Raw genomic sequence first — 26,984 nt, 5'->3', positions numbered from 1 at the left:
ATGGCGAGGACAGGGTATGCGTCGGATGGATGCCGCCTGCCCGTGACTTCACGGACAGGGGCACGTGGCGACTTCAGGACTCGAACGTGGCCAGGTCTTCGCACACGCTGGCGAAGGCATCGAGGAAGCGTTGCGCGTCCTCCTGGCTCAGCACCAGCGGCGGCTGGATACGCATCACCCGATTGTTGTTGGCGGTGACGAAGGTGAGGATGCCGTGGTCTTGCGACAGCTTGGTCATCAGGCGCAATACGAACATGTCCTCCAGGCTCTGCTCCAGTTCCTCCATCGCGGCTTCCAGATGGTGCCGGGCCTTGGCCGACAACATGCGGTAGGTGGCGCCGGCCTGGCCGGGAATGCGTCCGGCCATGTCGCGCACCAGTGCCTCGATGGCTCCGCTCATGCTGTTGTGGAACTCGATGGCCAGCATCAGCCCGCGCCCACGCACCGCCTTGATGAACGGGTGACGCTCGGCGATGCGCTGCAAGCCTCCATGCAACTGCGCGCCGACTCGTGCGGCATTGGCGGTCAGGCCGTCCTGCTCCAGCACGTCCAGCGCCGCCAGGGCCGCGGCGGCAGCGAAATTGTTGCCGCCGAAGGTCGACGTGTGCAGGGCGAAGGTGTCGATGTCGCCATAGGCACGCTGCCACACCGCTTCGCGTGACAAGGTGGCGCCGATCGGTACCAAGCCGCCGGAGAGCGACTTGGACAGCAGCATGATATCCGGCGCCGTAGCCTCCCATTCGCAGGCGAACAGCTTGCCGGTACGGCCCAGCCCGGTCTGGATCTCGTCGAGGATCCACAGGCAGTCGAATTCATCGCACAGCGCGCGGACCCCGGCCAGGTAACCGTCCGGCGGCAGGATCACGCCGCCTTCGCCCTGGATCGGCTCGATGATCAGCGCCGCCACGTCGCCCTGTTCGAGGCGTGCGCGCAGGGCTTGGAGGTCACCGAAGGGCAGGCTGTCGCAGCGTGGCAAGAGGGGCTCGAACGGCGTGCGGTGCTTGGCCCGGCCGGTGACCGAGAGCGCGCCGAGGGTCTTGCCGTGGTAGCCGTTGTCGCAATACAGCACGGTGTGCTTGTCGCTCGCGGCCAGGGCCAGCTTGAGCGCCGCTTCCACCGCCTCGGTGCCCGAGTTGCTGAAGAACACCCGGCGCAGCTCGCCCGGTGCCAGGTCCGCCAGGCGCTTGGCCAGCAGACTGGTGTGCAGCGGTGCGGAGATGTACTGGATGAACGTTGGGAACTGCTGTTGCAGATAGCCTTGCAGCGCTTGGCTGATGGCCGGGTGGTTGTGGCCGTTGTTGAGGCAACCGTAGCCGGCGACGAAGTCCAGGTAGCGGCGCCCGTCGAGGTCGGTCAGCCAGCAGCCCTGACCGTGGCTGAACACCCGCTCGATGTGGTTGAACTGGTAGAACTCGCGCAGCACCGGGTTGATGTGCTCGCCGAAGCTGTTGAGCACCTCGCGGCGCAGGCGCAGCGGGTCGCTCTGGGCATCGCTGGTGCGTACCGGCCGGGCGCCATGGTGATGGCGGTGCAGGCGGGCGAAGTCGTCGGCGCCGAGCGTTTCGCCGTCGCTGGCCATGGGCGAAGGGCTGAAGCCATGGCGTTCGGCGATGCGGCCGATCTCCAGCACCTTGTCCACCGGCAGTTCACGGCCGATGGAAAACGGCTCGGCGCGACCTTCCAGGGCGAGGATGATGGTCTCGGCCAGGCAACCGTTCATGCTGCGTTTGGGTTCCAGGCCCAGGGTGCGCAGCCCCAGGTGCACATCCTGGCTGGCCGAGACCAGGCCGCCGTCCACCAGCAGGATGTCGCGGCGCGTGTGGGGAACGTCCATCACGTCCTTGGGCAGCGCCGCGTCGATCACCACGGACCCTGGCAATAGCCGTCGTGGATCGATCAGGCCGCCGCTGGAAGTGGCTGCGACGAAGAAACGCACCTGCTCGTAACAGCCCTCGATGCTGTCGTGCAGCGTCACCTGGCGGTGGAAGTGCGCCGGCAGGTAGTCGAGGTGCGCCTCGGCCTGACGCACGTTGCCACGGTGTACCAGGCGCAGGCGGCAACCCCGTTCCGCCAGCAGCCGTGCCGCGGCTAGAGCAATGGAACCGGGGTAGCCGAGTATCGCCACCTCGGCATTTTCGGCGGCCACGCCCAACCGTTCGAGGCTGTCGAGCAGGTTGCGGTAGGCGGCGTAGGCGGTCAGTGAGTTACCGGTGGTGACCGCCACGTCGGCCTGCTCCATGGTCGCCAGGCCACGGTTGCCGACGATCGCCGTGAAGCCGCCCAAACCGACCAGTTCGGCGCCTTCGGCCTTGAGTTGGTTGGCCCCTTGCAACACGCGTTCGGCAATGGCCCGGGGCTGGCGCAGCATCTGTTCGGCGGTGAGCGGCATGAATTGCAGCATCCCTGAGCATTCAGCGCCACAGGCGCTTCTGATGCGGCCGAAGTCGACGAACGGCACCAGGTTGCGCTGGCACCAACGCTCGCTGTCGTACCCCCAGGCTTGTTCGGCCAGGGTGCGATCGAGCAGGTCGACCAGCTTGACCTGATGCAGCAGGCCGGTAGACGTGGGGTGGGCAATGAATCCGAATTTCATTCAGTGGGTCTCTGTGTTGAGGCGGCTCCAGGCCGTTTCGGAGACCAGGCTCAAGCCATCGCCCTCCGAGTTGTGGCCCAGCCAGACGTCGAAGAAATTGAGCCGGCCTGGCGCGGTCAGCGCCTGGCGCAAGGTGTCGGCGCAGAAGCTCAGCAAACGGGCGCGGCATACGGTGATCGGGCCGAAGGGACGTTCTTCCCACTCCGGCCCCGGCACCAGCGGCACGTTGACCTGGGCCGCCCCGTGGCAGGCATAGCGCTTGTCGAGGTAGGTCTGGATCATCGACAGCACGCCGTTGGCCAGGTACAGCACGGTGACGTTGCGCGTGGCCGCGTCCGCCGCGCTGGCCAGGCTCATGGCCAGGCGCTGCTCGATGTCCGGCACCAGCGCGCGGGCGCCGTCGCCGATGAAGGCCAGCACATGCTCGCGGTTGTTCAGGGCGATGTAGGGCAGCGACATCAACGCATCGCCCATCAGCGCACGGCCATACCAGCCGGAGAACCCGGCGTCGGTGCGCGGCAGGTTGCGCATCGCCGAAATGCTGCAGCGGCCCACGTCGTACACACCGGTGTAGCGGTAACCCTGGGTTTCGATCAGCTCGCCCACCAGTTGCCCGAGGCGGTGGAAGAAGAAGTTCGGCGTCATCGGCAGGGTTTCCAGCCGGTCGCTGGGTAGCGCTTCAGGGGTGCGCTGCAAGCGTTGCAGGTGCTCGCGACGGGCACGCAACAACGGCGCCGGCACCGCCAGACGTGGTTCGAGGTAGTCGAGCACGCGGCGCAGCGGTAGACACAGGGCAAGCTCGGTGAACGGCGCCAGGTGCTCGCGCCGCTGGTTGACCTGGCCGATATGGAACAGGCGTTTGAGCCGGCCTTCGGAATAGGGCGTAGCGGACTGGTCGATCTTGCTCTTGAGGAAGAACAGCCAGGGTTTACCGCTGTCGGCTTCGGGGCGTTCGAGCAGGGCGTGGATGCGCCGGCTGAAACCATACATCGACAGTGGGCCGAGATAGTTGAGCAGCGGCTCCTGGTCTTGGTACGCGCAGACGCTGCCGGGGGCGACGATGCTGTCGGCCAGGGCGAGGCCGCCGCGTCGCGCCAGTTCCATGACCCGCAGCCGCTCGGCCTCGGTCAGCCGCCCGCATTGCCAGAGTATCGGCGAGGTTTCGCCGTTGAGCACAGCGAGCATGCGCTCCAATGCGGCGTGCTGTTCGTCGTCCAGGTCCGCCTCTGGCGTGACCACAGGCTCCAGGTCGGCGGCAGGGCCGGCATCGACCCGCGATTCGAGCACCGCCTGGGTGGCGAACAGAAAGGTCGGCGCAGGTTGCACGTCGAGTGCGGCGAAGGCCGCTTGCACGCTGGCGCGGGCGTCTTCCGGGCGACGGATGAAACGCTGCCACAGTCCGCGTGCGGCGATGACCTGGTGGCCGTCGTTGTCGCCATCGAGGCTGCCCTGGAAAGCGAACCACACACTTTCCGGCGAGTCGGCGCAGACCACCAGACCCGGAGCGCCGGCGCGCTTGAGGTTGGCCAAGGTGCCGCGCATTTCGTCGAGCATGCCGGAAGTCACCACGATCACGTAGGCGCGGCGGTACAGCTGCCAGCCGGCCAGTGCGCTGACCGCCAGGGCGTGCTCGTTGCTGGCGGTGGCGAAGCCGCAGCCGCTGCCCTTGAGCAGCAGGCCCATCGAATCGATCAGGCCAGCGACCATGGAGCCGGTGAAGAAGTGGCAGTCCCATTGCTCGCCCCAACGTAACTGCATGCGCACGCAGATGTCGCGGGCCAGGGCCACCGGCTCGCTCGACTGCAGCGTGGTACGCGCCAGCAGGCGGTTGAAATAGGCGTGCTCGAGGTGATCGACGAACAACCGCAGCAAGTCGGCGCAGCGCAACGCCATGTCGGCGTGCGGAGCACGGATCAGGCGGTTGCCGCCCAGGCAGTTGAGCCAGTGCGGCAGGCTCTGTTCGTCGCACAGCAACAGCGCGGAACTGGGCGAGCGCTTGGCGGCCGGTTGCGCTGCGAGCAGCGCCACCAGGGGGTCGCAGACGCTGGGTTGGGCCTGGTCGCGGGCATCGAACAGTACGTAGTCGCTGTCGTGGCTGTCGATGGCCAGCGCGGCTTGGGCGCTAGGGGCATCGTCGAACACCTGCAGCACCAGGTGCAGCGCGTGGTCGCGAGCATGGCCGCGGATGTAGGCCTGTGCCTGCGCGGCCACCTGGCGGTACAGGCCCTGCGGATCGACGTCCGGCCAGGGGCAGGGTGGCGTCGGGGTTTCGTGACCCAGCCAGTGATTGAGGCGGTCGAGCACCTGTTGCACTTCGGCGTGCAATTGGCGATCACGACTGACCAGGCAGATACCGACGGAACGGGGATTCATGGTTTGCCCTCGCTGAGGATCGAGACGGTGCCGACGACGGGTTGGCGTTCGCTGGCCAGCAGCATTTCGGCGCTGCCGGCGATGCTCTGGCGCACGCGCCAAGCCAGGAGCAGGGCCAGCAGCAGGCCAGCGCAAAGGCAGGCGAGCATGCCGGGGTAGCCCAAGCGGTCTAGCAGTAGCCCGGCGGCCACGGGAGCGGCCAGGCGGGTGATGACGAACAGGCTCGATTGCAGCCCGTAGTCGCTGGCGGTGCGCTGGCGGCGGCTGAAGAACAGGGTCAGACCGAACATCAGCGCCGACACTGCGCCCATGCTCGCGGCCAGCGCCACGGTGCTGGCGATCAACCAGGCGACGCCCAGTTGCACCCACACCGTGACGGTCAGCAGCACCAGGGCCAGCAGGGCGGCCAGCAAGTAGGCGACGATGGCCCGAGCGGTGCCGAGCACGCCGATCAGGCGGCCGCCGAGCAGGCTGGCCAGGGCACCGACGCTGCCGCCCAGAATGCCCACCAGCCAGGCCACTTGCTGCATCGGCAAGCCTTGGTCGAGCATCAGCGGCTTGAGGTACAGCCAGGCCGCGCCGATGAACGGAAAGGCGCTGAGCAGTAGCCAGGTCCACTGACGGGCGGCCGGTTGGTCGAAGAAGCCCACCCAGTCCGCTACCAGGCTCGTAGCCGTGCCTACGGGCATCGCGCGCTCGGGCACAGGCGCCGCAGTACGCTTGCGCAGCAGCAGTGGCAGCGGCAGCGCACCGATCAGCAGCGCCGCCCCCATGATCAGGAAAGGCGCTCGCCAGCCCAGACGCGCCTGCACCAGCAGCATCGCGCCACCGCCGACGATGGCACCGAGGAACAGCGCCGCCGAACGGATGCTGCCGGCGCGCAGCTGCTCGCTGCGCGGCAGCCACTGCACGGCCAGGGCGTTGAGCGGGATGTCCATCCAGGTGACCAGGGTGCTGATGGCCAAGGTCATGGCGAACAGCGGTAGGCGCTGTTCGATCAGGTTGTGCCGACCGATCAGCCAGTACAGCACCAGCAGCGCGGTACCCAGCAAGAGCAACCAGTGCACCAGATGGCCCTTGCCCAGACGCAGCCGCTGTACCGGCACGGCCAGCAGGAACTTGAACACCGCAGGCAGCGCGGCGAGCTGGAACAGGCCGATTTCGGTGCCGCTCCAGCCGTACTGGCGCATCACCAGCGGCATGCCGAACATCAGGTAGATGCCTGGCACGGCCAGGGCCAGGTTGAGCCAGCCGAACAGCAATTGCAGGCTGGCGTTGCGTGCGCGGGTCATGGGTTCATCCTCGGGGGCGTCGGGCGATCACGGCGTTGACCGGGGTTACCGGGAAGCGCAGGCCGCAGAGCTGTTGCACGTCGCCGAAACCGGCCTGTTGCAGACGCTGCGCCAGGGCGCCTTCGTCCAGCACGTGGCGGCCTTGCAAGCGCATGTGCAGGTAATAGGGCAGCACCTGCGCCGCCGCCTGCCGCTCGCGCGGCACTTCGGCCTGACAGCACACCAGCAGTCCGCCAGGACGCAGGGCGGCATGCAGACGGCGCAGCATGGCGGGTAGGTCGTCGACGAAGTGCAGCACCGAGGAGCACCAGATCAGGTCGAAGTCGCTGCCGATGTCGTCTTCGTTGAGGTCGCCGCCACGGGACTGCAAGCGTGCTTGCAAGCCGGCCCGGGCGATGTTGTCGTGGGCCACGACGGCTGCTTCGGGGTACTCGAACACCACGCCTTCGAGTGCGGGCAAGGCTTGCGCCAGCGCGATGGCGACCAGACCCGGACCGCCGCCCAGGTCGAGCATGCGTTGCAGATGACGAAACTCCGGCAGGCGCTCGAGCAGCGCGCAGGCCACTTCACCCGTGACCGCGCGTTGCTCCTGGGCGATCTGCACCCGCGCCGCATTGGCCCAGGCCGAGCCCAGCGTCGAAGCGGTAGGGCAGGTGGGCGCGACACCGTTGCGTAGGTAGTCGCTGAGTTGGCTGCCGGTCTGGCGCATCACTCGGTGGCGAAACAACAACGCATCGCCGCAGTACTGGCTGGCGGCGCTGTGCAGGTGCCGATCGGCCACCGGCAGGTTGCGATAACGCGCAGGCTGCTGCTCGTCACGCTCCAGCAGGGCCAGGCTCCACAGCAGTTCGAGGATCAGCGCGGTGCTGTGCGGGTCCAGGCCCAGGGTGTGGGCCAGGTGTTCGGCGCTGTCGAAGTGCTCCAGGTGATCGAACAGGCCGCAGCTCAGCGCCGCCTGTAAAGCGTCGGCGCCCAAGCCTCCCAGTTGCAGGTTCCAGAAGGGTTGCAGCGCGTGCGAGTGGCTCAGGTCCTGAGTGTCCGGGGTCGGCGGTGAGGGTTGAGGCACGGTAACTCCCTGTACGTGGCCACGACTTCAAGGAAACAACGCGTGGCCTAATCACTAAAAAAGGTGATATATATTAAATGAGAATCATTCAGTATAAGTATGCGAGCCGGAGCCGTTCCTATGCGATACGCCGGCTGCTGCGACTCAGGGACGTCTGTCATGAACACATCGAAAGGGAGCTGCCGCCTCGGGCTGGACTCACCGCGTCACCGCAACGTGCTGGCCGATGGCCGCTTGTGCATGCAGTTGGACGAAACCCTGGGGCAATGCCACTCCGAGCTGCTGCAGCTCGAGCAGGGCTTGTCGTTAGGGCGTCTGCACTACCACCCCACGCGCACCTTGATCGAGGAAACCTGGGGTCCCCACGATGGCCACGTGATGGTGGTGACGATCGGGCTGCAAGGTAAGTCGGGCTTCGTCGGCCAGGACGGCAGCCATCTCGCGTTCGAGGCCGGGCACACCACCATCACGGCATTTCGAGCCACGCCTGGCGAACGGCGCTATCAAGCCAACGAAACCGCATCGCAGCTGCGTGTGGTGATCGATCAGGCCACGTTGTGCAAGTATGTCGGCCAGTCCCGTGCCGAACGGGTGTTGGGCAGCGGGCGCCTGCATCGGCTGGACTTTCGCCCCAGCTCCCAGGCTGCCCAGGCCCATGCCGCGGCCCTGGTGCGCTACTTGCAGCCCGGTCTGCTGGACCCGGCCAACCGCCTGGACCTGCACATCCACACCCTCAGTCTGCTCTCGGAACAATTCAACCTGCTGGCACCGCAGCAAAGTACCGACGCACCGCTCAGTGCCCAGGAGGTCGAGCGCGTGGAGCGCGCCCGCAATCTGCTGTGCGAGCAATTGCACCGGCCGCTGACCGTGGAGTTTCTCGCCACCTCCGTAGGCATGAACGAACACAAGCTCAAGGAGGGCTTCCGCCTGCTGTTCGACAGTACGCCGGCGAAGATGCTGCTCGACCTGCGCATGCGCAAGGCCATGACCCTGCTCGAATCCGGTCAACAGGTGGCACAGGCGGCCTGGCAGGTGGGGTACAAGTATCCGAACAACTTCACCGTGGCCTTCACCCGTTACTTTGGACGGACGCCGAAGTCGATCTTTGGTCGCAAGCGCTGAGCCTGTTCGTGAACGCGGGCCGTCTCGGGCGGCCTCGATGGCTCAATGGGGAAGGGAGGGGGGCCATTGCTGGCGCAGGAGTGCCTGCCACAGGGGTGCCTGCCACAGGTCTCGAACAAAAAACGCGGACAAGAAAAAACCCACTAGCAAGCTAGTGGGTTTTTATATGGTGCCCAGGAGAAGACTCGAACTTCCACGACCGTTAAGTCACTGATACCTGAAACCAGCGCGTCTACCAATTCCGCCACCTGGGCAAAGCTTTTGCATCTACAGCGTACTGCGTGAATCCGTTGCTGACCGACAGACAAATCTGCTATCTATCGATTCGAATATTTGGTGCCCAGGAGAAGACTCGAACTTCCACGACCGTTAAGTCACTGATACCTGAAACCAGCGCGTCTACCAATTCCGCCACCTGGGCACACATGTCAAAATTATCTAGTGCTTTACAACACCGTACATCTCGACTACAACGTCGGCTGTCCGTCGTTGTGGTGCGCACTATACGGACGCTCCCCAAACCTGTAAACCCCCGCAGCGAAAAATATTTGAAATTTTCCAAGCCCTTGATTCCGCTGGCCTTCCTCGGCCTATACGACAATCGGCAGGGGGTTGTCCAAGGCTGAGATTTCCAGTTTCAATACGCCTATGCCAAACTTCTTCTCTATATATACCAAGGTGAACCCCTTCTGATGGCCGATTGGCAATCCCTCGATCCCGAGGCCGCTCGTGAAGCGGACAAATACGAGAACCCCATCCCCAGCCGCGAGCTGATCCTGCAACGCCTGGACGAGCGCGGCGAGCCCGCTGCCCGCGAGCAGTTGGCTGAGGAGTTCGGCCTCGACGGGGAAGAGCAGATCGAAGCCCTGCGCCGCCGCCTGCGTGCCATGGAGCGTGACGGTCAGCTCATCTACACCCGCCGCGGCACCTATGCTCCGGTCGACAAGCTCGATCTGATCTGCGGCCGCGTGTCCGGCCATCGCGACGGCTTCGGCTTCCTGATCCCCGACGACGGCAGCGAAGACCTGTTCCTCAGCCCCGCGCAAATGCGCCTGGCCTTCGACGGCGACCGTGGCCTGGCCCGCGTGTCCGGCGTCGACCGCCGTGGCCGCCGCGAAGGCGTGCTGGTCGAGATCATCTCCCGTGCGCACGAAAGCGTGGTCGGTCGCTACTTCGAAGAAGGCGGCATCGGCTATGTGACCCCGGACAACCCGAAGATCCAGCAGGAAGTGCTGGTTACCGCCGGGCGCAATGGCGGAGCCAAGATCGGCCAGTTCGTCGAGATCAAGATCACCCATTGGCCCACCCCGCGCTTCCAGCCGCAAGGTGACGTGGTCGAGGTGATCGGCAACTACATGGCCCCCGGCATGGAAATCGACGTTGCCCTGCGCAGCTACGACATCCCCCACGTGTGGCCGCAGGAAGTGATCAAGGAGGCGCGCAAGTTCCGCTCCGAAGTCGAAGAGAAGGACAAGGAGCGGCGCATCGACCTGCGCCACCTGCCGTTCGTCACCATCGACGGCGAAGACGCCCGCGACTTCGACGACGCCGTGTACTGCGAGCCCTTGGGCAAGCTGCGGCTGTTCTCCGGCGGCTGGCGTCTGTTCGTGGCCATCGCCGACGTGTCCAGCTATGTGCGTCTGGGCTCGGCGCTCGACACCGAAGCGCAGCAGCGCGGCAACTCCGTGTACTTCCCCGAGCGCGTGATCCCCATGCTGCCCGAGGAGCTGTCCAACGGCCTGTGCTCGCTGAACCCGCACGTCGATCGCCTGGCCATGGTCTGCGAAATGACCATGAACAAGTCCGGGCAGATGGTCGATTACCAGTTCTACGAAGCGGTGATCCACTCCCACGCGCGCCTGACCTACAACAAGGTCAGCAGCATGCTCGAACACGCCCGCACCCGTGAAGGCAAGGCGCTGCGCAGCGAGTACAGCGCAGTGCTGCCGGACCTCAAGCACCTCTACGCGCTGTACAAGGTGCTGCTGGCCGCGCGCCACACCCGTGGCGCGATCGACTTCGAAACCCAGGAAACCCGCATCATCTTCGGTGACGACCGCAAGATCGACGAAATTCGTCCGACCGTGCGCAACGATGCCCACAAGATGATCGAGGAGTGCATGCTCGCGGCCAACGTCGCCACTGCCTCCTTCATGCAAAAGCACAACGTGCCGTCGCTGTACCGCGTGCACGACGGCCCGCCGCCGGAGCGCCTGGAAAAGCTGCGCGCCTTCCTCGGCGAGCTGGGCCTGTCGCTGCACAAGGGCAAAGACCCTTCGCCAAAGGACTACCAGGCGCTGCTGGCGAGCATCTCCGGCCGCCCGGACTTCCATCTGATCCAGACCGTGATGCTGCGCTCGCTGAGCCAGGCGGTGTACAGCGTCGAGAACAACGGCCACTTCGGCCTGAACTACGAAGCTTACACCCACTTCACCTCGCCGATCCGGCGCTATCCGGACCTGCTGGTGCACCGCGCCATTCGCAGCGTGATCCGCTCGCGGGTCGAGACGCCGCACGTCAAGCGTGCGGGCGCGGCCAGCATTCCCAAGGCGCGTATCTACCCGTACGACGAGCCTGCGCTGGAGCAGATGGGCGAGCAGTGCTCGATGACCGAGCGGCGCGCCGACGAAGCCACGCGCGACGTGGTCAACTGGCTCAAGTGCGAATACATGCGCGACCGCGTCGGCGAAACCTTCCCTGGCGTGATCACGGCGGTCACCGGTTTCGGCCTGTTCATCGAGCTGACCGACATCTACGTCGAAGGCCTGGTGCACATCAGTGCGTTGCCGGGCGATTACTACCACTTCGACCCGGTGCACCATCGTCTGTCGGGCGAACGCACCGGTCGCAGTTTCCGCCTGGGCGACACCATCGAAGTCAAGGTCATGCGTGTCGACCTCGAACAGCGCAAGATCGATTTCGAAATGTCCCAGGCTGCGGTCAATGCGCCGGTCGGGCGCAAGGGCAGCGGTTCGGCCGCCAAGGCAGGCGGCTCCAACGCCAAGGCCGACGAGCCTGCGGCCCCGGTGGAAACCGCGCGCGCCAACCCCAAGCCGCGTAGCCGCAAGAACGAAGCGTCCGACGCCTATTTCCCCAAGGATGCGGTCGAACGCAATGCCGAAGTGCGCAAAAGCCGGGAAATGAAGAAGGCCTTGATGACCGATGCGCGTAGCAGCGGTGGCAAGTCCGACAAGTCGTCGGGCAAGTCGGACAAGTTCGCCGGCAAGTCGTCGAGCAAGGCCGGCAGCGGTGCCAGCGGCAAGACCAAGCACCGCAAAGGCAATGGCGCCAAATCGAGCAGCGCACGCAAGGGTAAGAGCACCTCATGAGTCAGCTGGAAAAGATCTACGGCGTGCACGCGGTCCAGGCGCTGCTGCAACACCACCCCAAGCGGGTGAAGCAAATCTGGTTGTCCGAGGGGCGCAGCGAACCGCGCCTGCAAACCCTGCTGGCCCTGGCCGCGGAAAACCGTGTTGCAGTCGGCCAGGCTGAGCGCCGCGAGCTCGACGCCTGGGTCGAAGGCGTGCACCAAGGCGTGGTCGCCGAGGTCAGCCCCAGCCAGGTCTGGGGCGAAGCCATGCTCGACGAGTTGCTCGAGCGCGCGGAAACCCCGCCGCTGATCCTGGTGCTCGACGGCGTCACCGACCCGCACAACCTCGGTGCCTGCCTGCGCACCGCCGACGCTGCCGGTGCCACGGCCGTGGTCATTCCCAAAGACAAGTCGGCCACCCTCACCGGGGTGGTGCGCAAGGTGGCATGCGGTGCCGCAGAAGTGATTCCGCTGGTGGCCGTGACCAACCTGGCCCGCACACTGGAAAAGCTCCAGCAGCGCGGCCTCTGGGTGGTGGGTACGGCTGGCGAGGCCGAGCAGGAAATCTACCAGCAGGACCTCACCGGCCCGTTGGTGATGATCATGGGCGCCGAAGGCCGTGGCATGCGCCGGTTGACCCGCGAGCACTGCGATTTTCTGGTGAAGCTGCCGATGGGGGGCAGCGTCAGCAGCCTCAACGTGTCGGTGGCGACCGGGGTATGTCTGTTCGAAGCGGTGCGCCAGCGCCAGGGCAAGCGCTGACAGCGAAGCTCTCCAGAGCCTGTCGTGGGTATGCCGGCGATCCGGTTTGCCCATGACGCTCGGCAAAACCGCTCTGCCCCGCTCATTGTTCAAATAATCGCCAATCGCCTTGCTTGTGCCATCCGGCTTCTCTACAATTGCGCGCCTTGCCTTGCAGGCCGGTACACAAGTGCCTGCTCTAGTGGCAAGCCTCACTGTTTCATTCACTCCTTGTCTGACCAGCGCGCCTGGCAGGCTACTAACCCGTAAGGAGCATTCATGCGTCATTACGAAATCATCTTTCTGGTCCACCCGGATCAGAGCGAGCAAGTCGGCGGCATGGTCGAGCGCTACACCAAGCTGATCGAAGAAGACGGCGGCAAAATCCACCGCCTGGAAGATTGGGGCCGTCGTCAACTGGCCTACGCCATCAACAACGTTCACAAGGCTCACTACGTGATGCTGAACGTTGAGTGCACCGGCAAGGCCCTGGCCGAGCTGGAAGACAACTTCCGCTACAACGATGCCGTGATCCGTAACCTGGTCATCCGTCGCGACGAAGCCGTCACCGGCCCGTCCGAGATGCTCAAGGCCGAAGAGAACCGCAGCGAGCGCCGTGAGCGTCGCGACCGTCCTGAGTCTGCTGATGGCGCCGAAGGCGACGACAGCAACGACAGCGACAACAGCGATAACGCTGACGAGTAATCCACGGACTTTTTGAGGAGCCTATTACATGGCACGTTTCTTCCGTCGTCGTAAATTCTGCCGCTTCACCGCTGAAGACGTGAAAGAGATCGACTTCAAAGATCTCAACACCCTGAAAGCTTACGTATCCGAAACCGGCAAGATCGTTCCAAGCCGTATCACCGGTACCAAAGCTCGTTATCAGCGTCAGCTGGCCACCGCTATCAAGCGCGCCCGCTTCCTGGCCCTGCTGGCCTACACCGACAGCCACGGCCGCTGAGACCGGGTCATCGACAGGTAGCAAGGGATACGCATGCGAGCGTTAGCTGATTTCATCATGCGCGGTCGTGTGCAGGCCACGGTCTTCGTGGTCGGTTGTGCGGCATTGCCGCTGCTGTTCTGGTTGAGTGCCGCCGCTGCGAGCCTGGTGTTCCTGCGGCGCGGTTTCAAGGACGCTTCCGCGGTCATCGCCTGGGCATTGTTGCCCGCGCTGGCCTGGTGGGTCTTCGGCGATCCACGCATCTTGATGGTGCTGTTGGGAACGCTGGGGCTGGCGGCGCTGTTGCGCGCCGAGCGGCCTTGGAGCCGGGTGCTGTTGTTCAGCATCGCGCTTGGTCTGGTGTACGGCGTGGTTCTGGGTTCGGTGTTCCGCGAACCGATCGAAGCTCTGGCGCAGGCGCTTGCGAAAGCCCTGCCCGAGATGCTCGACGGCCTCTATCAGAAGTTGTCGGTAGGGGAGCGCACACAGCTCGAAAGCTACGTCGCGCCGGTGCTGACCGGATTGATGGCGGCAGGGTTGCAGGTGATCAGTGTGTTGGCCCTGATGTTGGGTCGCTACTGGCAGGCTGCGTTGTACAACCCCGGTGGGTTCGGCCGCGAGTTTCAAGCGCTGCGGATCGACCGGGTGCCAGCACTGTTGTTGCTGGGGGGCATGCTGTTCGGGCCGAGTTTCGGCTCTGGTATGGCGCTGTTGACCCCGTTGTGCAGCGTGCCGCTCATGTTCGCGGGCATTGCCCTGCTGCATGGGCTGGTAGCGCAGAAGCGACTGTCCAAATTCTGGCTGGTCGGCTTGTACGTCACCCTGGTGCTGTTCATGCAACTGACGTATCCGTTGCTCGTGGTCCTGGCCATTGTCGATAGCCTGATTGATTTTCGTGGTATCAAGCCCCCTCCGCGGGACGACGCTGCGAACGGTGAAGGTTAAAAGTTAAGAGGTTTTACCAAATGGAACTCATCCTGCTGGAAAAAGTCGCTAACCTGGGCAACCTGGGCGACAAAGTTAAAGTCAAATCCGGTTACGGCCGTAACTTCCTGCTGCCTTTCGGCAAGGCTGTTAGCGCCACTGCCGCCAACCTGGCCGCGTTCGAAGAGCGCCGCGCCGAGCTGGAAAAAGCCGCCGCAGACCGTAAGAGCTCGGCTGAAAGCCGCGCTGCCCAACTGGCCGAGCTGGAAGTGACCATCACTGCCACCGCTGGCGACGAAGGCAAGCTGTTCGGTTCGATCGGTACCCACGACATCGCTGACGCCCTGACCGCCTCTGGCGTCGAAGTGGCCAAAGCCGAAGTGCGTCTGCCGAACGGCACCATCCGTCACGTCGGTGAATACGACGTTGCCGTGCACCTGCACAGCGACGTCGAAGCCACCGTTCGTGTGGTTGTGGTCGCTGCCTAAGCTGCGACGATCGGCTGGCTCCTGGTGAGCCTGGCCGGTTAACATCGGGCACGCTCCTGTTCTGCAGGTCGTGCCCTTTGTCGTTTTCATCCCCCAGATTCTTCGCGTGGCCATGAACGAGATCAGCACCCCCGAGCAACTCGACCTGCAAACCGCCGCCCTCAAGGTGCCGCCCCATTCCATCGAGGCCGAACAGGCCGTGCTCGGTGGTCTGTTGCTGGACAACAACGCCTGGGAGCGGGTACTGGACCAAGTCTCGGATGGCGATTTCTACCGGCATGACCACCGCCTGATCTTCCGTGCCGTGCACAAGCTGGTCGACCAGAATCAGCCGTTCGACGTGGTCACCCTGCACGAACAGTTGGAAAAGGAAGGCGTGTCGTCGCAGATCGGCGGCCTGGCCTACCTGGCCGAGCTGGCCAAGAACACGCCGTCGGTGGCCAACATCAAGGCCTATGCCGCGATCATTCGCGAGCGCGCCACGCTGCGCCAGCTGATCAGCATCAGCACCGACATCGCCGACAACGCCTTCAGCCCGCAAGGGCGCAACGCGGCGGAAATCCTCGACGACGCCGAACGGCAGATCTTCCAGATCGCCGAGGCGCGGCCCAAGACCGGTGGCCCGGTCGGCGTCAACGACCTGCTGACCAAGGCCATCGACCGCATCGACACGTTGTTCAACTCCGACAGCGACATCACCGGCATCTCCACCGGCTATACCGACCTGGACGGCAAGACCAGCGGCTTGCAGCCTGCGGACCTGATCATCGTCGCCGGTCGTCCTTCGATGGGTAAGACCACCTTCGCCATGAACCTGGTGGAGAACGCGGTGTTGCGCAGCGACAAGGCCGTGCTGGTGTTCTCTCTTGAGATGCCCGGCGAATCGCTGATCATGCGGATGCTCTCGTCGCTCGGCCGCATCGACCAGACCAAGGTGCGTTCCGGCCAGCTCGACGACGACGACTGGCCACGGCTGACGTCCGCCGTGAACCTGCTCAACGACCGTAAGCTGTTCATCGACGACACCGCCGGCATCAGCCCCTCGGAAATGCGCGCGCGTACCCGGCGCTTGGCCCGCGAACACGGCGAGATCGGCCTGATCATGGTCGACTACCTGCAGTTGATGCAGATCCCGGGTTCCTCGGGCGACAACCGCACCAATGAGATTTCCGAAATCTCCCGCTCGCTCAAGGCCCTGGCCAAGGAATTCAACTGCCCGGTGGTGGCTCTGTCGCAGCTCAACCGTTCCTTGGAACAACGCCCGAACAAACGCCCGGTGAACTCCGACTTGCGGGAATCGGGCGCCATCGAGCAGGACGCCGACGTGATCATGTTCGTCTACCGCGACGAGGTGTACCACCCCGACACCGAGCACAAGGGCATCGCCGAGATCATCATCGGCAAGCAGCGTAACGGCCCCATCGGCTTCGTGCGCCTGGCGTTCATCGGCAAGTACACGCGCTTCGAGAACCTGGCGCCGGGTAGTTACAACTTCGACGATGATGAGTGATTGCCGGCTGTCTGCCGAATGATCCTGCCTGCCTCCAGATGAATCACTCGATCGAACCGGTACAGCGCCTGCTCGTCATGCGTCACGCAGATCAGACCCCGACCTTTCAGGGAATCGAACAGTAGATCCCAGGTGCGTGTCGCCGAGTCGCTGTCCAGGCCACTGGTGGGTTCGTCGAACAGGTTGAAAGCGCCCGGGCGGTTGAGGATGCGCAGTAACGTCAGGCGCCGTGCTTCGCCACCGGAAATCGAAGTCGCCCGCGCGTCCAATCCCAATTCGTACCAGGTCGTGTCCAGTCCAAGGGCCGTTAGCCAATCGTTGACCTGCGACTGTTCATGGGGCTGGTCGAACAGCACCGAGCGCGGTAGCTGTCCAGGAACGAAGTGCGCGCGTTGGGGGCACAGACGTAGCGCGGTGAGTTGCTGCTTGCCGTCGAGCTGCTCAAGGCAGATATCGTCAAGGTAGACATGCCCGCGCAGTGAGTTCACCGTGCCGGCAAGCGCGTGCAACAGGGTGGATTTGCCGCCGCCGCTGGGGCCAACGAGCGCCACTCGTTCGCCTTTTCCAATGATCAGTGGATGGGTCACCTGCAGTTGCAGCGTGTCGCGCGAGCGCAGTTCACAGGGCATGAGGCGCAGCGCGTCGCCTTCACTGGCGAGCTTGGACGAGGCAATGCCGATAGGGGCGAAGACGGGCAACGCCAGCCACTCTTGCAAGGTGCGTTTGTCGAGGCGGAACTGATCGAGCAGACGCCAGGCTTCGGCGAGCTGTGCAACGCCTGCCAGCAGTCCGCTGACCAGGGTGAACAAAGCCACGAGTTCGCCCACCGTCAACTGAGCCGACCCACTCGCCTGATCGCGCATGCCCCACAGCAGCAGGCCACAACTGCCCACACCAATGAACAAAATACGCAGGCTTTGCAGGCATCCGCCGCTGCTGGCCACCCGTACCGCGGCATCGGCATAGCACGCCAGGGTCTGTCTGACGGGAATCATCGCCGCGTCTTCGGCTTGCTCCAGTTTCACGGTGGTGGCACTGGCGAAGGTGTCGACCCACTGTTCGGCCAGATCGTCTTCCCGGGCGTTGACCGCCTCGATATGCGGCCGGCGCCAGCGTACCAACCGGTCGTTGAACCATAGATACGCCAGGCTCAAGGGAACCAGGCCAAGCAGTACCGTCGTGGCGCCAAGATAGGCGAACAGGACGATCAGCACTAGGGTTTCCGCCATGATCGGCCACGCTGTGCCGATCAGAAAACTCAACCAGCGCTCTTGGGCAGTGATGCCCCTATCCAGCACCTTGACCAGCGTTCCGCCATGGAGTTGTCCATAGGCTTCGAACTGCTTGCTCAGCAGATTTTGGCACCACTGGCTGGAAAGCTGCCTCACGCGTTCCTGGCAAAGCCGAGCGAGTGCCCAGGCTTGCAAAGGGGTCAAACACACTTGCACGATGACCAGGCATGCCAAGACTCCGAGCAATTCATACGAGGATGGGGCGGTCGATAAGTTGTCGATGATGTCTGCCAATACCAGAGCGGGAATCACCGTCGCAACTTTCAGGAATAACGTGGCAGCGAGTGCAACTAATATGGGGCTGGAAAATGCCATGTCAATGCCCGGTTCTCGCGTGCAGAACATGTTGCGGTACGACCGGCACGCCCGACCTGATCAAATGGAAACGCTCGAGCCCGGGAATGAAAACTTGTACGACCGTTGCAAGTTTCGAATGGGTTTGGAGTGTATGGAAGAACGCAGTTTTGCCGTGTTGGCGCAGGGCTTTCAAGACGGACGTCATTTGGGCGGTAACGCCCAGTTGATGCGAAACAGGATGAAGCGTTGGCAGTTCATGTGGCCAGCGCGGATGACGCAGTTTTGCCAAACGGGGTGACTGTTCGAGCAACGCTGCGGTCTGGGCATCTTCTTGAACTTCGTCAGGGCCGTGAAGTGTCTCGCTCTGAATCTGCTCGGTCACCGCACGATAGAGCGCGATTGAGGGCGAGACCGAACATCCGGACCCTACCGGGGTGAGCGGGGTACCCGTTGGTTTGGCAGGCATTGCGATGCAGAACCAAGTGCCGAAGTCGCTCTGCTTCAAAACGATCTCCATCCGCATTGCCTGCCGTAAGAGCCTGCCGTCGTGCCCGAAGGTCTCGACCAGCCATGACTCGGCAGGACGGTGCAGCGCAGGTGCCGGCGCCAGGCCGCAGAGCGCCATGTAATAAATGGAAAGCGCGTGGCGCTCGATCACTTCGTTCAAAGCATGCAGCAATGCTTCGTTCTCGCTGCAACCCAGTGCCGTACCGCTGTTGCTTGCATACCTAACCAGGAACGCAGCTGGGGTACATTCGATGGCGGCTAGATTGGCGTCACTGGGCGAGAGCAAGATGGCAGGCACCCATAGCGTTTCCCAACCGCCAATGGCCCGAAGTTGCAGGGCGGGCACCTGGCCCTCATCGGCGAGTGCATCAAGCAAACCATCGTTATGAGCTTGAGCCGCATCGCGTATCGCCTGACTACTGACCAAGGTCGGCACGGAGGTGCTCATGAACAGGTGCTCAAGGCATTCGGCCATTGCTCCGATGCTGCAATGCTCGCCTTTTCCGGCGCCGCTGCTCACTTCCTCGTCTGCGTCATTCAATGCAAGACAGGTCGCCACGAGGCCGTTGTTACATTCGGTGAGTACAGAGCGCAAATGCAACTGTCGATACAGCTCGATGAGCCGCTGTCTAGCCTGTTCAACGGGAAACTCACGTTCGCTTGTCATGCTCGGCATCCTTGAATGGCGACCAGGAGGTAGAGCCACCTCCTGGTCGGCGTTACGGGTTACAAGCGATTGAGGAAATCAACTTCACTTTCGAGGAAGGCGAAGTTGCTAATGCGAGGGATTTGCGGAATAGCGATTTCAGTGCGGCGACGTCCCATGATGGATACTCCTTTATTGATGAGGTTAGTGCGCTGCTGCAGTGCAGGGATTTTTTATCACGGACTTTTCTGCTCATTCAATGGAAGTGCGCGAGATAATAATTAAGTATGTTGTGGGAAAAGTTACCTGTGTATGAAGTACAGGTCTTACAAAAAACGCCCGATCTTTCAATAAGCGATTCTTTTCAACTACTTGAACGGCACAGAGGGTCGGGGAGGCATTACATCTGGTAAAAACTTCGCCCGCCGCATTAGTCGGCAGATCTATTGGGCCACGAGAATCTCGGTCGCTCGCCGTTCGTCCGCACGACTGGCATCCAAGCTAAACCCCACGCTTTTGGTCGGATTTGCTCAAAATTTGTGCTATATTCCGCGCCCGCGATTTTCCCTGCTCCCCCAACCGGTGACTGACATGCACGCAGCCAAGCCACTCTACGACTATCCCAAGTACTGGGCCGAATGCTTCGGGCCGGCGCCATTCCTGCCCATGAGCAGGGAGGAGATGGATCAGCTCGGCTGGGATTCCTGCGACATCATCATCGTCACCGGTGACGCCTATGTGGACCACGCCTCGTTCGGCATGGCCATCATCGGCCGCCTGCTCGAAGCCCAGGGCTTTCGCGTCGGCATCATCGCCCAGCCCAACTGGCAGTCCAAAGACGATTTCATGAAGCTCGGCGAGCCGAACCTGTTCTTCGGCGTCGCGGCCGGCAACATGGACTCGATGATCAACCGCTACACCGCGGACAAGAAAATCCGCTCCGACGACGCCTACACCCCCGGCGGCCTGGCCGGCAAGCGCCCGGATCGCGCCAGCCTGGTGTACAGCCAGCGCTGCAAGGAAGCCTACAAGCACGTGCCGATCGTGCTCGGTGGCATCGAGGCGTCGCTGCGCCGCATCGCCCACTACGACTACTGGCAGGACAAGGTCCGTCACTCGATCCTGGTCGATGCCAGCGCCGACATCCTGCTGTACGGCAACGCCGAGCGGGCCATCGTCGAAGTGGCCCAGCGTCTGTCGCAGGGCGAGTCCATCGAGCGCATCACCGATGTGCGCGGCACCGCGTTCATCCGCCGCGACACGCCCCAGGGCTGGTACGAGATCGACTCCACGCGCATCGACCGTCCCGGCAAGGTCGACAAGATCATCAACCCCTACGTCAACACCCAGGACACCCAGGCCTGCGCCATCGAGCAGGCCAAGGGCGAGGTGGACGATCCGAACGAAGCCAAGGTGGTGCAGATCCTCGACAGCCCGGGCATGACCCGCGACAAGTCGGTGATCCGCCTGCCATCGTTCGAAAAGGTGCGTAACGACCCGGTGCTGTACGCCCACGCCAACCGCGTGCTGCACCTGGAAACCAATCCCGGCAACGCCCGGGCGCTGGTGCAGAAGCATGGCGAAGTGGACGTCTGGTTCAATCCGCCGCCCATTCCCATGACCACCGAAGAAATGGACTACGTGTTCGGCATGCCCTATGCGCGCATCCCGCACCCGGCGTACGGCAAAGAGCGCATTCCGGCCTACGAGATGATCCGCTTCTCGGTCAACATCATGCGTGGCTGTTTCGGCGGCTGCACCTTCTGTTCGATCACCGAGCATGAAGGCCGCATCATCCAGAACCGCTCGCACGAGTCGATCCTGCACGAGATCGAAGAGATGCGCGACAAGGTGCCGGGCTTCACCGGCGTGGTCTCCGACCTCGGCGGGCCGACCGCGAACATGTACCGCATCGCTTGCAAGAGCCACGACATCGAGCGCCACTGCCGCAAGCCGTCGTGCGTGTTCCCCGGCATCTGCGAGAACCTCAACACCGACCACAGCTCGCTGATCGAGCTGTACCGCAAGGCCCGCGCCTTGCCGGGGGTGAAGAAGATCCTCATCGCCTCGGGCCTGCGCTACGACCTGGCGGTGGAATCGCCCGAATACGTGCGCGAGCTGGTCACCCACCACGTCGGCGGTTATCTGAAGATCGCGCCCGAGCACACCGAGCGCGGCCCGCTGGACAAGATGATGAAGCCGGGCATCGGCACCTACGACCGCTTCAAGCGCATGTTCGAGAAGTTCTCGAAAGAGGCGGGCAAGGAGCAGTACCTGATTCCGTACTTCATCGCCGCCCACCCGGGCACCACCGACGAAGACATGATGAACCTGGCGCTATGGCTCAAGGGCAACGGCTTCCGTGCCGACCAGGTGCAGGCGTTCTACCCATCGCCCATGGCCTCGGCCACGGCCATGTACCACTCAGGTAAGAACCCGCTGCGCAAGGTCACCTACAAGAGCGAGGGCGTGGAGATCGTCAAGAGCGACGAGCAGCGCCGGTTGCACAAGGCCTTCCTGCGCTACCACGACCCGAAGGGCTGGCCGATGCTGCGCGAGGCGCTCGAGCGCATGGGCCGTGCCGACCTGATCGGGCCGGGCAAGCATCAGTTGATCCCTCTGCATCAGCCGCAGAGCGACAGCTATCAGAGCGCGCGGCGCAAGAACTCGACGCCGGCCGGCAGCCACAAGGTGGGCAAGGAACAGAAGATCCTGACCCAGCACACCGGCCTGCCGCCACGTGCGAGCGACGGCAGCCAGCCGTGGGACAAGCGCGAGAAAGCCAAGGCCGAAGCCTTCGCCCGTAACCAGCAGGCGGCCAAGGAGCGCAAGGAAGCGGCCAAGGGCGGCAAGCCCGGCAAGGGCAAGAAGCCGCGTCAGCCGGTGATTCCACGCTAAGCGAACGACTCGGGGGCCATCACGGCCCCCGAGTCGTATCTGTAGAGCGGTGACCGGGTTTGTTCTAGGGAGGGCTGCGGGGCGCCAGACCCGATCGAGCTGCGCCTGGCAGATCTCAACAAATGAATGCCCATACGCTATCGAAACAGCCGGATTGCAGCCATTGGGCCTGCTGCGCAGGCCATCGCGGCTAAAGCCGCTCCTACACGGGGTCGGGCTGGGCCTGCTGTGCAGGCCATCGCGGCCGATTGGACGTATGGTGATTTGTAGGAGCGGCTTTAGCCGCGATGGGCGCCGCCGCCGCCCCACTTCAGGCATCGTTGAGCATCTGGCGGAAGCCGATTCTAGCCATTGGGCCTGCTGCGCAGGCCATCGCGGCTAAAGCCGCTCCTACACTGAGTCGAGCTGGGCCTGCTGCGTAGGCCATCACGGTTGATTGGGGCGTTGGAGCGGTCGCGCCCACGCGGAATCGGCCACGATGGATAGGAAGGTTGGTCTGACTCAGGATGAGTCTACATTGCGTCGGAACCCACCCTCACTCCGGCCGGGCGAACTCGCACACCGCCGCGCCACTGACACCACAGGCATAAGCGGCGAGCATGCCGCGCATCAAGCTTCCAAGGGACATTGCGATTGCTCCTAAATGATCGGTTGTCCCATCGTCTATCAAAGGTGCATGATGCGCACTTAGAGAAGTTGTATACAATCCATTGAACAATTCTACCGGCTGCCCCCTTGACGTCGCGCTTGACGCACATCAGCTCAGGTCACGACGCAACCGGGCAGTCTCGCGATGAACACCCTGCCTAGGAGATTCAAGATGTTTGCCAAAGCCGTAGCGGTATCCCTGCTGACCCTCGCCAGCACCGGCGTATTCGCCGCCGAGTGTTCGGTCACCGTCGACTCCACCGACCAGATGTCCTACGACACCAAGGAAATCACCGTCGACAAGAGCTGCAAGGAATTCACCGTCAAGCTCACCCATTCGGGCAACCTGCCGAAAAACGTGATGGGCCACAACCTGGTGATCAGCAAGACCGCCGACATGCAGGCCATCGCCACCGAAGGCATGAGCCAGGGCGAAGCCAACGACTACATCAAGGCCGACAACGCCGCTATCATCGCCCACACCAAGCTGATCGGCGCGCCGGAAAAGGAAACCGAGGTCAAGTTCGACGCCTCCAAACTCGAAGCCGGTGGCGACTACAGCTTCTTCTGCACCTTCCCGGGCCACATCGCAATGATGAAAGGCAAGGTGGTGGTCAAGTAAGCCTTGCACGAGGAGCGGGCGACTGCCCGCTCCTCGGAACGCCTCACGGCGCGAACGGCAGTTCGCGCTTGTGCTGGGTTTTGCGGTAGGTGGCAATGATGGTGTCCGCCACGTCCTCGTCCACTTCCTCCCCGCGCAAGAACGCGTCTATCTGCGCATAGGTCACCCCGTGCGAGACTTCATCCGGTTTGCCGGGTGCCAGGTCTTCGAGGTCGGCGGTCGGCACTTTCTCCACCAGGTTCTCGGGCGCGCCCATGTGCCGCGCGAGGGTGCGCACCTGGTTCTTCACCAGCCCGCTCAGAGGCGCCAGGTCACAGGCGCCGTCACCGAACTTGGTGAAGAAGCCCATCACCGCTTCGGCCGCATGGTCGGTACCGATCACCAGCCCCGCGCGCGCGCCGGCGATGGTGTATTGGGCCAGCATGCGCATGCGTGCCTTGGCGTTGCCCATGACGAAGTCCACGTGCTCCTGGGTGCCGTCCTGCAGGGTGTGCACTTCGGCTTTCAAGGCTTTGACCGCTGGCGCGATGTCGACGGTGTGGACTTCGTCCGGCTTGATGAAGGACAGGCAGGCCTGGGCGTCGTCTTCGTCGCGTTGCACGCCATAGGGCAGGCGCACGGCGATGAAGCGATAGGCGTCGTCCCCACCGTCGGCGCGCAGCTCGTCGATGGCGCGCTGGGCGAGCAGGGCAGCGGTGAGCGAGTCAACGCCGCCGCTGATGCCCAGCACCAGCGTCTTGAGGTGCGCATTGAGCAGGCACTGTTTGATGAAGGCCACGCGCCGAACGATCTCGTGGTCGATCTGCTCGGCATCGGCGAAAGGCGGTTGCACGTTGAGTTGCTGGGCGATTTCTTGCTGGGTGGCGCGCATGGGTCACTCCTTGAGCGGAACGTTGAAGACATGACGCAGGTATGAGACGAAATTGGCGTCGCGGCATTGGGTCTTGGCCGCCTCGTCGGAAATCTTGGCGACCGGCGAGCCGTTGCAGTCGGTCATTTTCAGCACGATGCTCATCGGCGCTACGCCGGGCAGGTCGCAGGTGAGGTTGGTGCCGATACCGAAACTGACATTGATGCGCCCGCGCAGTGCCCGGAAGATCTGCAACGCACGCGGCAGGTCCAGGCCGTCGGAGAACACCAGGGTCTTGGTCATCGGGTCGATGCCCAGCTTCTGATAGTGCGCCACGGCTTTCTCGGCCCAGACGATGGGGTCGCCCGAATCGTGGCGCAGCCCGTCGAACAGCTTGGCGAAGTACAGATCGAAGTCGCCGAGGAAGGCGTCGGTGGTGATGCAGTCGGTCAGCGCGATGCCGAGCAGGCCGCGGTACTCGCGCACCCAGCAGTCCAGGGCGGCGGCCTGGCTGTCGATCAGCCGTGGGCCGAGCTGCTGGTGCGCCATGATCCATTCGTGGGCCATGGTGCCCAAGGGCTTGAGGCCCAGCTTCCAGGCCAGGTTGACGTTGCTGGTGCCGACGAAGCGGGCCGGGAAGTCGTCGCGCAACACCTTCACCACTTCGGCCTGCACCTGGCTGGAAAAGCGTCGGCGGGTACCGAAGTCGGCCACCTGCAGGGCGCCCAGCTCTTCGGCGCTGGCGTTGCGTTGCAGCCAGTCGAACTTGCGGTGCAGTTGCTCGCGGGCGGCGGACAGGGGCATGTCCGGGTGCAGGTGGCGGTTGCGCACTTCGCTGATGATCGCCAGCAATGGCACTTCGAAGAGGATCACGTGCAGCCACGGGCCGCGGATGCGCAGGCTCAGCTGGTCGTCGTCGATGCCGATGTGCAGGTAGCGCAGGTTGAAGCGGAACAGCCCGAGAAAGCGCAGGAAATCGGGCTTGAGAAAGCTGATGCGTTCGAGAAAGCCCAACTGGCCCGGATCGAGGGTCAGGTCGGCGAGGGCTTCGACCTGGTGGCGGATCTCGCCCAGGTAGGGCCGCAGGTCTTCGCCGTTGCGGCAACGAAACTCCCATTCCACGTCGGCATCGGGGTAGTTGTGCAGGACGGCCTGCATCATCGTCAGTTTGTAGAAGTCGGTGTCGAGCAGGTTATGCACGATGCGCTCGGAAAATGCGCTCTCGTTCATCGGGGGGGGCTCCAGGTCGGCGGCGCTGGCTGAACGGCGCAAGCGCGGGGGAGCGGCCATTGTGCCAGTGTTTGCCGTCCGAGCGACATTTCTGGCAACGCTGGGGCCAGCGCATGCATCGCCGTGGCGCCGTGTCGCGCGTGGAAACAGTGCCCTGCGTAGCAATCGCGCACCGATGATGTGCAGTTCGGTGACGTCGTTTGTTACAGCGAAGTCGTTTGCAGGCAACGAGTGGGGTTGCACCGCACTGGAGCCTTGGTGGCGCCTGATGTGGCAACTGGTGGCGCTTTGCCTTGTCTAGACGGTGGCGCTGCCAGCCCGGTCGTGACCGGCAGACCGTCGTAGAGCGGTGAAGAGGGGCACCTGCGGCAAAGTCCGGGCGATGGCACGGCCCTTGCTCTGCGCAAAGGGTAGCGAAGTCCAAGTGCTGACCAATAAAAAAACCTCAAGGAGCACCATCTCATGTCGCAGACGTTTTACAAGAAAGGTTTCCTGGCCATGGCCGTCGCCATGGCCCTGGGTGTTTCTTCGTATGTACAAGCCGACGTCAAGATCGGTGTCGCAGGGCCGATGACCGGTGCCAACGCAGCGTTCGGCGAGCAATACATGAAAGGTGCGCAAGCCGCGGCCGACAAGATCAACGCCGCAGGCGGCGTCAACGGCGAGAAGATCGTGCTGGTCAAGGGCGACGATGCCTGCGAGCCCAAGCAGGCCGTCTCGGTGGCCAACCGCCTGGTGGACCAGGACAAGGTGATCGGCGTGGTCGGGCACTTCTGCTCGTCCAATACCATTCCTGCTTCCGAGGTGTACGACGAGGCCGGCGTGATCGCCATCACCCCAGGCTCGACCAACCCGCAGGTCACCGAGCGCGGCCTGAGCGGCATGTTCCGCATGTGCGGGCGCGACGATCAGCAGGGCGTGGTCGCTGGCAACTACATCGTCGACGTGCTCAAGGGCAAGAAGGTGGTGGTGCTGCACGACAAGGACACCTACGGACAGGGCCTGGCGGACGCGACCAAGGCGCAGCTGCAGAAGCGCGGCGTCGAGCCGGTCCTGTACGAAGGTCTGACCCGCGGCGAGAAGGACTTCAGCGCCGTGGTCACCAAGATCCGCTCCACCGGTGCCGACGTCGTCTATTTCGGTGGCCTGCACCCCGAGGCCGGACCGCTGGTACGGCAGATGCGCGAGCAGGGCCTCAAGGACGTGAAGTTCATGTCCGACGACGGCATCGTCACCGACGAACTGGTCGCCACCGCAGGCGGCGCCCAGTACGTCGATGGCGTGTACATGACCTTCGGCGCCGACCCGCGTTTGCTGCCCGACAGCAAGGCGGTGGTCGACGAGTTCCGCAAGGGCGGTACCGAGCCCGAAGGCTATACCTTGTACGCCTATGCCTCGCTGCAAGCGCTGGCGGCCGCCTTCAACGGCGCCAAGTCGAACGAGGGCGAAGCCGCCGCCAAGTGGCTCAAGGCCAACCCGGTGCAGACTGTCATGGGCGAGAAGAAGTGGGACCAGAAGGGCGACCTGACCGTCTCCGACTACGTGGTCTACCAGTGGGACAAAGACGGCAAGTACCACCAGCTGGACAAACAACAATAATCACGGCCGAGGCCTAGGCGCTCGCCTGGGCCA

At 63.6% G+C, this 26,984-nt stretch carries 19 protein-coding genes and 2 tRNA genes; 11 read left to right on the top strand and 10 right to left on the bottom strand.

Annotation, left to right across the window (positions count from 1 at the left end; genetic code table 11):
- Positions 1-73 precede the first annotated feature (73 nt).
- The 4 genes from AA0Z93_RS04535 to AA0Z93_RS04520 are packed head-to-tail and all read right to left on the bottom strand — an operon-like array spanning position 74 to position 7,324.
- A complete protein-coding gene (locus AA0Z93_RS04535) occupies positions 74-2,593 on the bottom strand; it encodes an aminotransferase class III-fold pyridoxal phosphate-dependent enzyme (RefSeq protein WP_413046208.1) in 2,520 nt (839 codons plus the stop codon).
- A complete protein-coding gene (locus tag AA0Z93_RS04530; RefSeq protein ID WP_413046209.1) occupies positions 2,594-4,966 on the bottom strand; it encodes a decarboxylase in 2,373 nt (790 codons plus the stop codon). It abuts the gene before it with no gap.
- Entirely contained in the window at positions 4,963-6,258 is a 1,296-nt protein-coding gene (locus tag AA0Z93_RS04525; protein ID WP_413046210.1) for an MFS transporter, read from the bottom strand. The genes AA0Z93_RS04530 and AA0Z93_RS04525 overlap by 4 nt, the downstream gene beginning before the upstream one ends.
- A 4-nt stretch (positions 6,259-6,262) precedes the next feature.
- Positions 6,263-7,324: a methyltransferase domain-containing protein gene (locus AA0Z93_RS04520; RefSeq protein WP_413046211.1), complete on the bottom strand. Its 1,062-nt coding sequence runs from the start codon at positions 7,322-7,324 to the stop codon at positions 6,263-6,265.
- 159 nt (positions 7,325-7,483) lie between these two features.
- On the opposite strand from AA0Z93_RS04520, the gene AA0Z93_RS04515 reads away from it, so the two are divergent.
- Entirely contained in the window at positions 7,484-8,446 is a 963-nt protein-coding gene (locus AA0Z93_RS04515; RefSeq protein ID WP_413046212.1) for a helix-turn-helix domain-containing protein, read from the top strand.
- Positions 8,447-8,613: 167 nt separating this feature from the next.
- Here the strand turns inward: AA0Z93_RS04515 and AA0Z93_RS04510 are convergent.
- Positions 8,614-8,700 (bottom strand) — tRNA-Leu (locus AA0Z93_RS04510).
- Positions 8,701-8,780: 80 nt separating this feature from the next.
- Positions 8,781-8,867 (bottom strand) — tRNA-Leu (locus AA0Z93_RS04505).
- Between the two features lie 271 nt (positions 8,868-9,138).
- Between AA0Z93_RS04505 and rnr the strand changes: the two genes are divergently transcribed.
- The 7 genes from rnr to dnaB all read left to right on the top strand — a co-directional run bounded on the left by rnr (position 9,139) and on the right by dnaB (position 16,362).
- Entirely contained in the window at positions 9,139-11,775 is a 2,637-nt protein-coding gene (gene rnr / locus AA0Z93_RS04500) for a ribonuclease R (protein WP_413046213.1), read from the top strand.
- On the top strand, positions 11,772-12,518 hold the full coding sequence (gene rlmB / locus AA0Z93_RS04495; protein ID WP_413046214.1) for a 23S rRNA (guanosine(2251)-2'-O)-methyltransferase RlmB: 747 nt from the start codon (positions 11,772-11,774) through the stop codon (positions 12,516-12,518). Before rnr ends, rlmB begins: the two co-directional genes overlap by 4 nt.
- 258 nt (positions 12,519-12,776) lie before the next feature.
- A complete protein-coding gene (gene rpsF, locus AA0Z93_RS04490; RefSeq protein WP_209864913.1) occupies positions 12,777-13,202 on the top strand; it encodes a 30S ribosomal protein S6 in 426 nt (141 codons plus the stop codon).
- 28 nt (positions 13,203-13,230) lie between these two features.
- Positions 13,231-13,461, top strand: coding sequence for a 30S ribosomal protein S18 (gene rpsR, locus AA0Z93_RS04485; protein WP_101315965.1), 231 nt, complete (start codon positions 13,231-13,233; stop codon positions 13,459-13,461).
- A gap of 33 nt (positions 13,462-13,494) precedes the next feature.
- Positions 13,495-14,385 carry a hypothetical protein gene (locus tag AA0Z93_RS04480; protein WP_413046215.1) on the top strand — a complete coding sequence of 297 codons (891 nt, stop codon included), beginning with the start codon at positions 13,495-13,497 and terminating at the stop codon, positions 14,383-14,385.
- 20 nt (positions 14,386-14,405) lie between these two features.
- A complete protein-coding gene (gene rplI, locus AA0Z93_RS04475) occupies positions 14,406-14,852 on the top strand; it encodes a 50S ribosomal protein L9 (RefSeq protein ID WP_413046216.1) in 447 nt (148 codons plus the stop codon).
- Between the two features lie 112 nt (positions 14,853-14,964).
- Positions 14,965-16,362: a replicative DNA helicase gene (gene dnaB / locus AA0Z93_RS04470; RefSeq protein WP_313740538.1), complete on the top strand. Its 1,398-nt coding sequence runs from the start codon at positions 14,965-14,967 to the stop codon at positions 16,360-16,362.
- Here the strand turns inward: dnaB and AA0Z93_RS04465 are convergent.
- Together AA0Z93_RS04465 and AA0Z93_RS04460 are read right to left on the bottom strand one after the other, a co-directional pair.
- Positions 16,338-17,969, bottom strand: coding sequence for an ATP-binding cassette domain-containing protein (locus tag AA0Z93_RS04465; RefSeq protein WP_413046217.1), 1,632 nt, complete (start codon positions 17,967-17,969; stop codon positions 16,338-16,340). The genes dnaB and AA0Z93_RS04465 overlap by 25 nt on opposite strands.
- 1 nt (position 17,970) lies before the next feature.
- Positions 17,971-19,125: a YcaO-like family protein gene (locus tag AA0Z93_RS04460; RefSeq protein WP_413046218.1), complete on the bottom strand. Its 1,155-nt coding sequence runs from the start codon at positions 19,123-19,125 to the stop codon at positions 17,971-17,973.
- A gap of 570 nt (positions 19,126-19,695) precedes the next feature.
- Between AA0Z93_RS04460 and AA0Z93_RS04455 the strand changes: the two genes are divergently transcribed.
- Together AA0Z93_RS04455 and azu are read left to right on the top strand one after the other, a co-directional pair.
- The gene (locus AA0Z93_RS04455; protein WP_296266001.1) at positions 19,696-22,002 is read left to right on the top strand and encodes a YgiQ family radical SAM protein; all 2,307 of its coding nucleotides are present in this window, start codon (positions 19,696-19,698) and stop codon (positions 22,000-22,002) included.
- Between the two features lie 820 nt (positions 22,003-22,822).
- Positions 22,823-23,272, top strand: coding sequence for an azurin (azu, locus tag AA0Z93_RS04450; protein WP_413046219.1), 450 nt, complete (start codon positions 22,823-22,825; stop codon positions 23,270-23,272).
- Between the two features lie 43 nt (positions 23,273-23,315).
- On the opposite strand, the gene nadE is transcribed toward azu, so the two are convergent.
- Positions 23,316-24,143, bottom strand: coding sequence for an ammonia-dependent NAD(+) synthetase (nadE, locus tag AA0Z93_RS04445; RefSeq protein ID WP_413046220.1), 828 nt, complete (start codon positions 24,141-24,143; stop codon positions 23,316-23,318).
- 3 nt (positions 24,144-24,146) lie between these two features.
- A complete protein-coding gene (gene pncB, locus AA0Z93_RS04440) occupies positions 24,147-25,352 on the bottom strand; it encodes a nicotinate phosphoribosyltransferase (RefSeq protein WP_413046221.1) in 1,206 nt (401 codons plus the stop codon).
- A 462-nt stretch (positions 25,353-25,814) separates the two neighbouring features.
- Here pncB and AA0Z93_RS04435 point away from each other — a divergent pair, with 462 nt between their 5' ends.
- Positions 25,815-26,951, top strand: coding sequence for a branched-chain amino acid ABC transporter substrate-binding protein (locus tag AA0Z93_RS04435; RefSeq protein ID WP_413046222.1), 1,137 nt, complete (start codon positions 25,815-25,817; stop codon positions 26,949-26,951).
- Positions 26,952-26,984 lie beyond the last annotated feature (33 nt).

This window comes from Pseudomonas phoenicis (assembly GCF_047302395.1).
Lineage (GTDB): Bacteria > Pseudomonadota > Gammaproteobacteria > Pseudomonadales > Pseudomonadaceae > Aquipseudomonas.
Note: the sequence above shows the minus strand (reverse complement) of the source record. Positions and strands in the feature narration are given on the sequence as shown.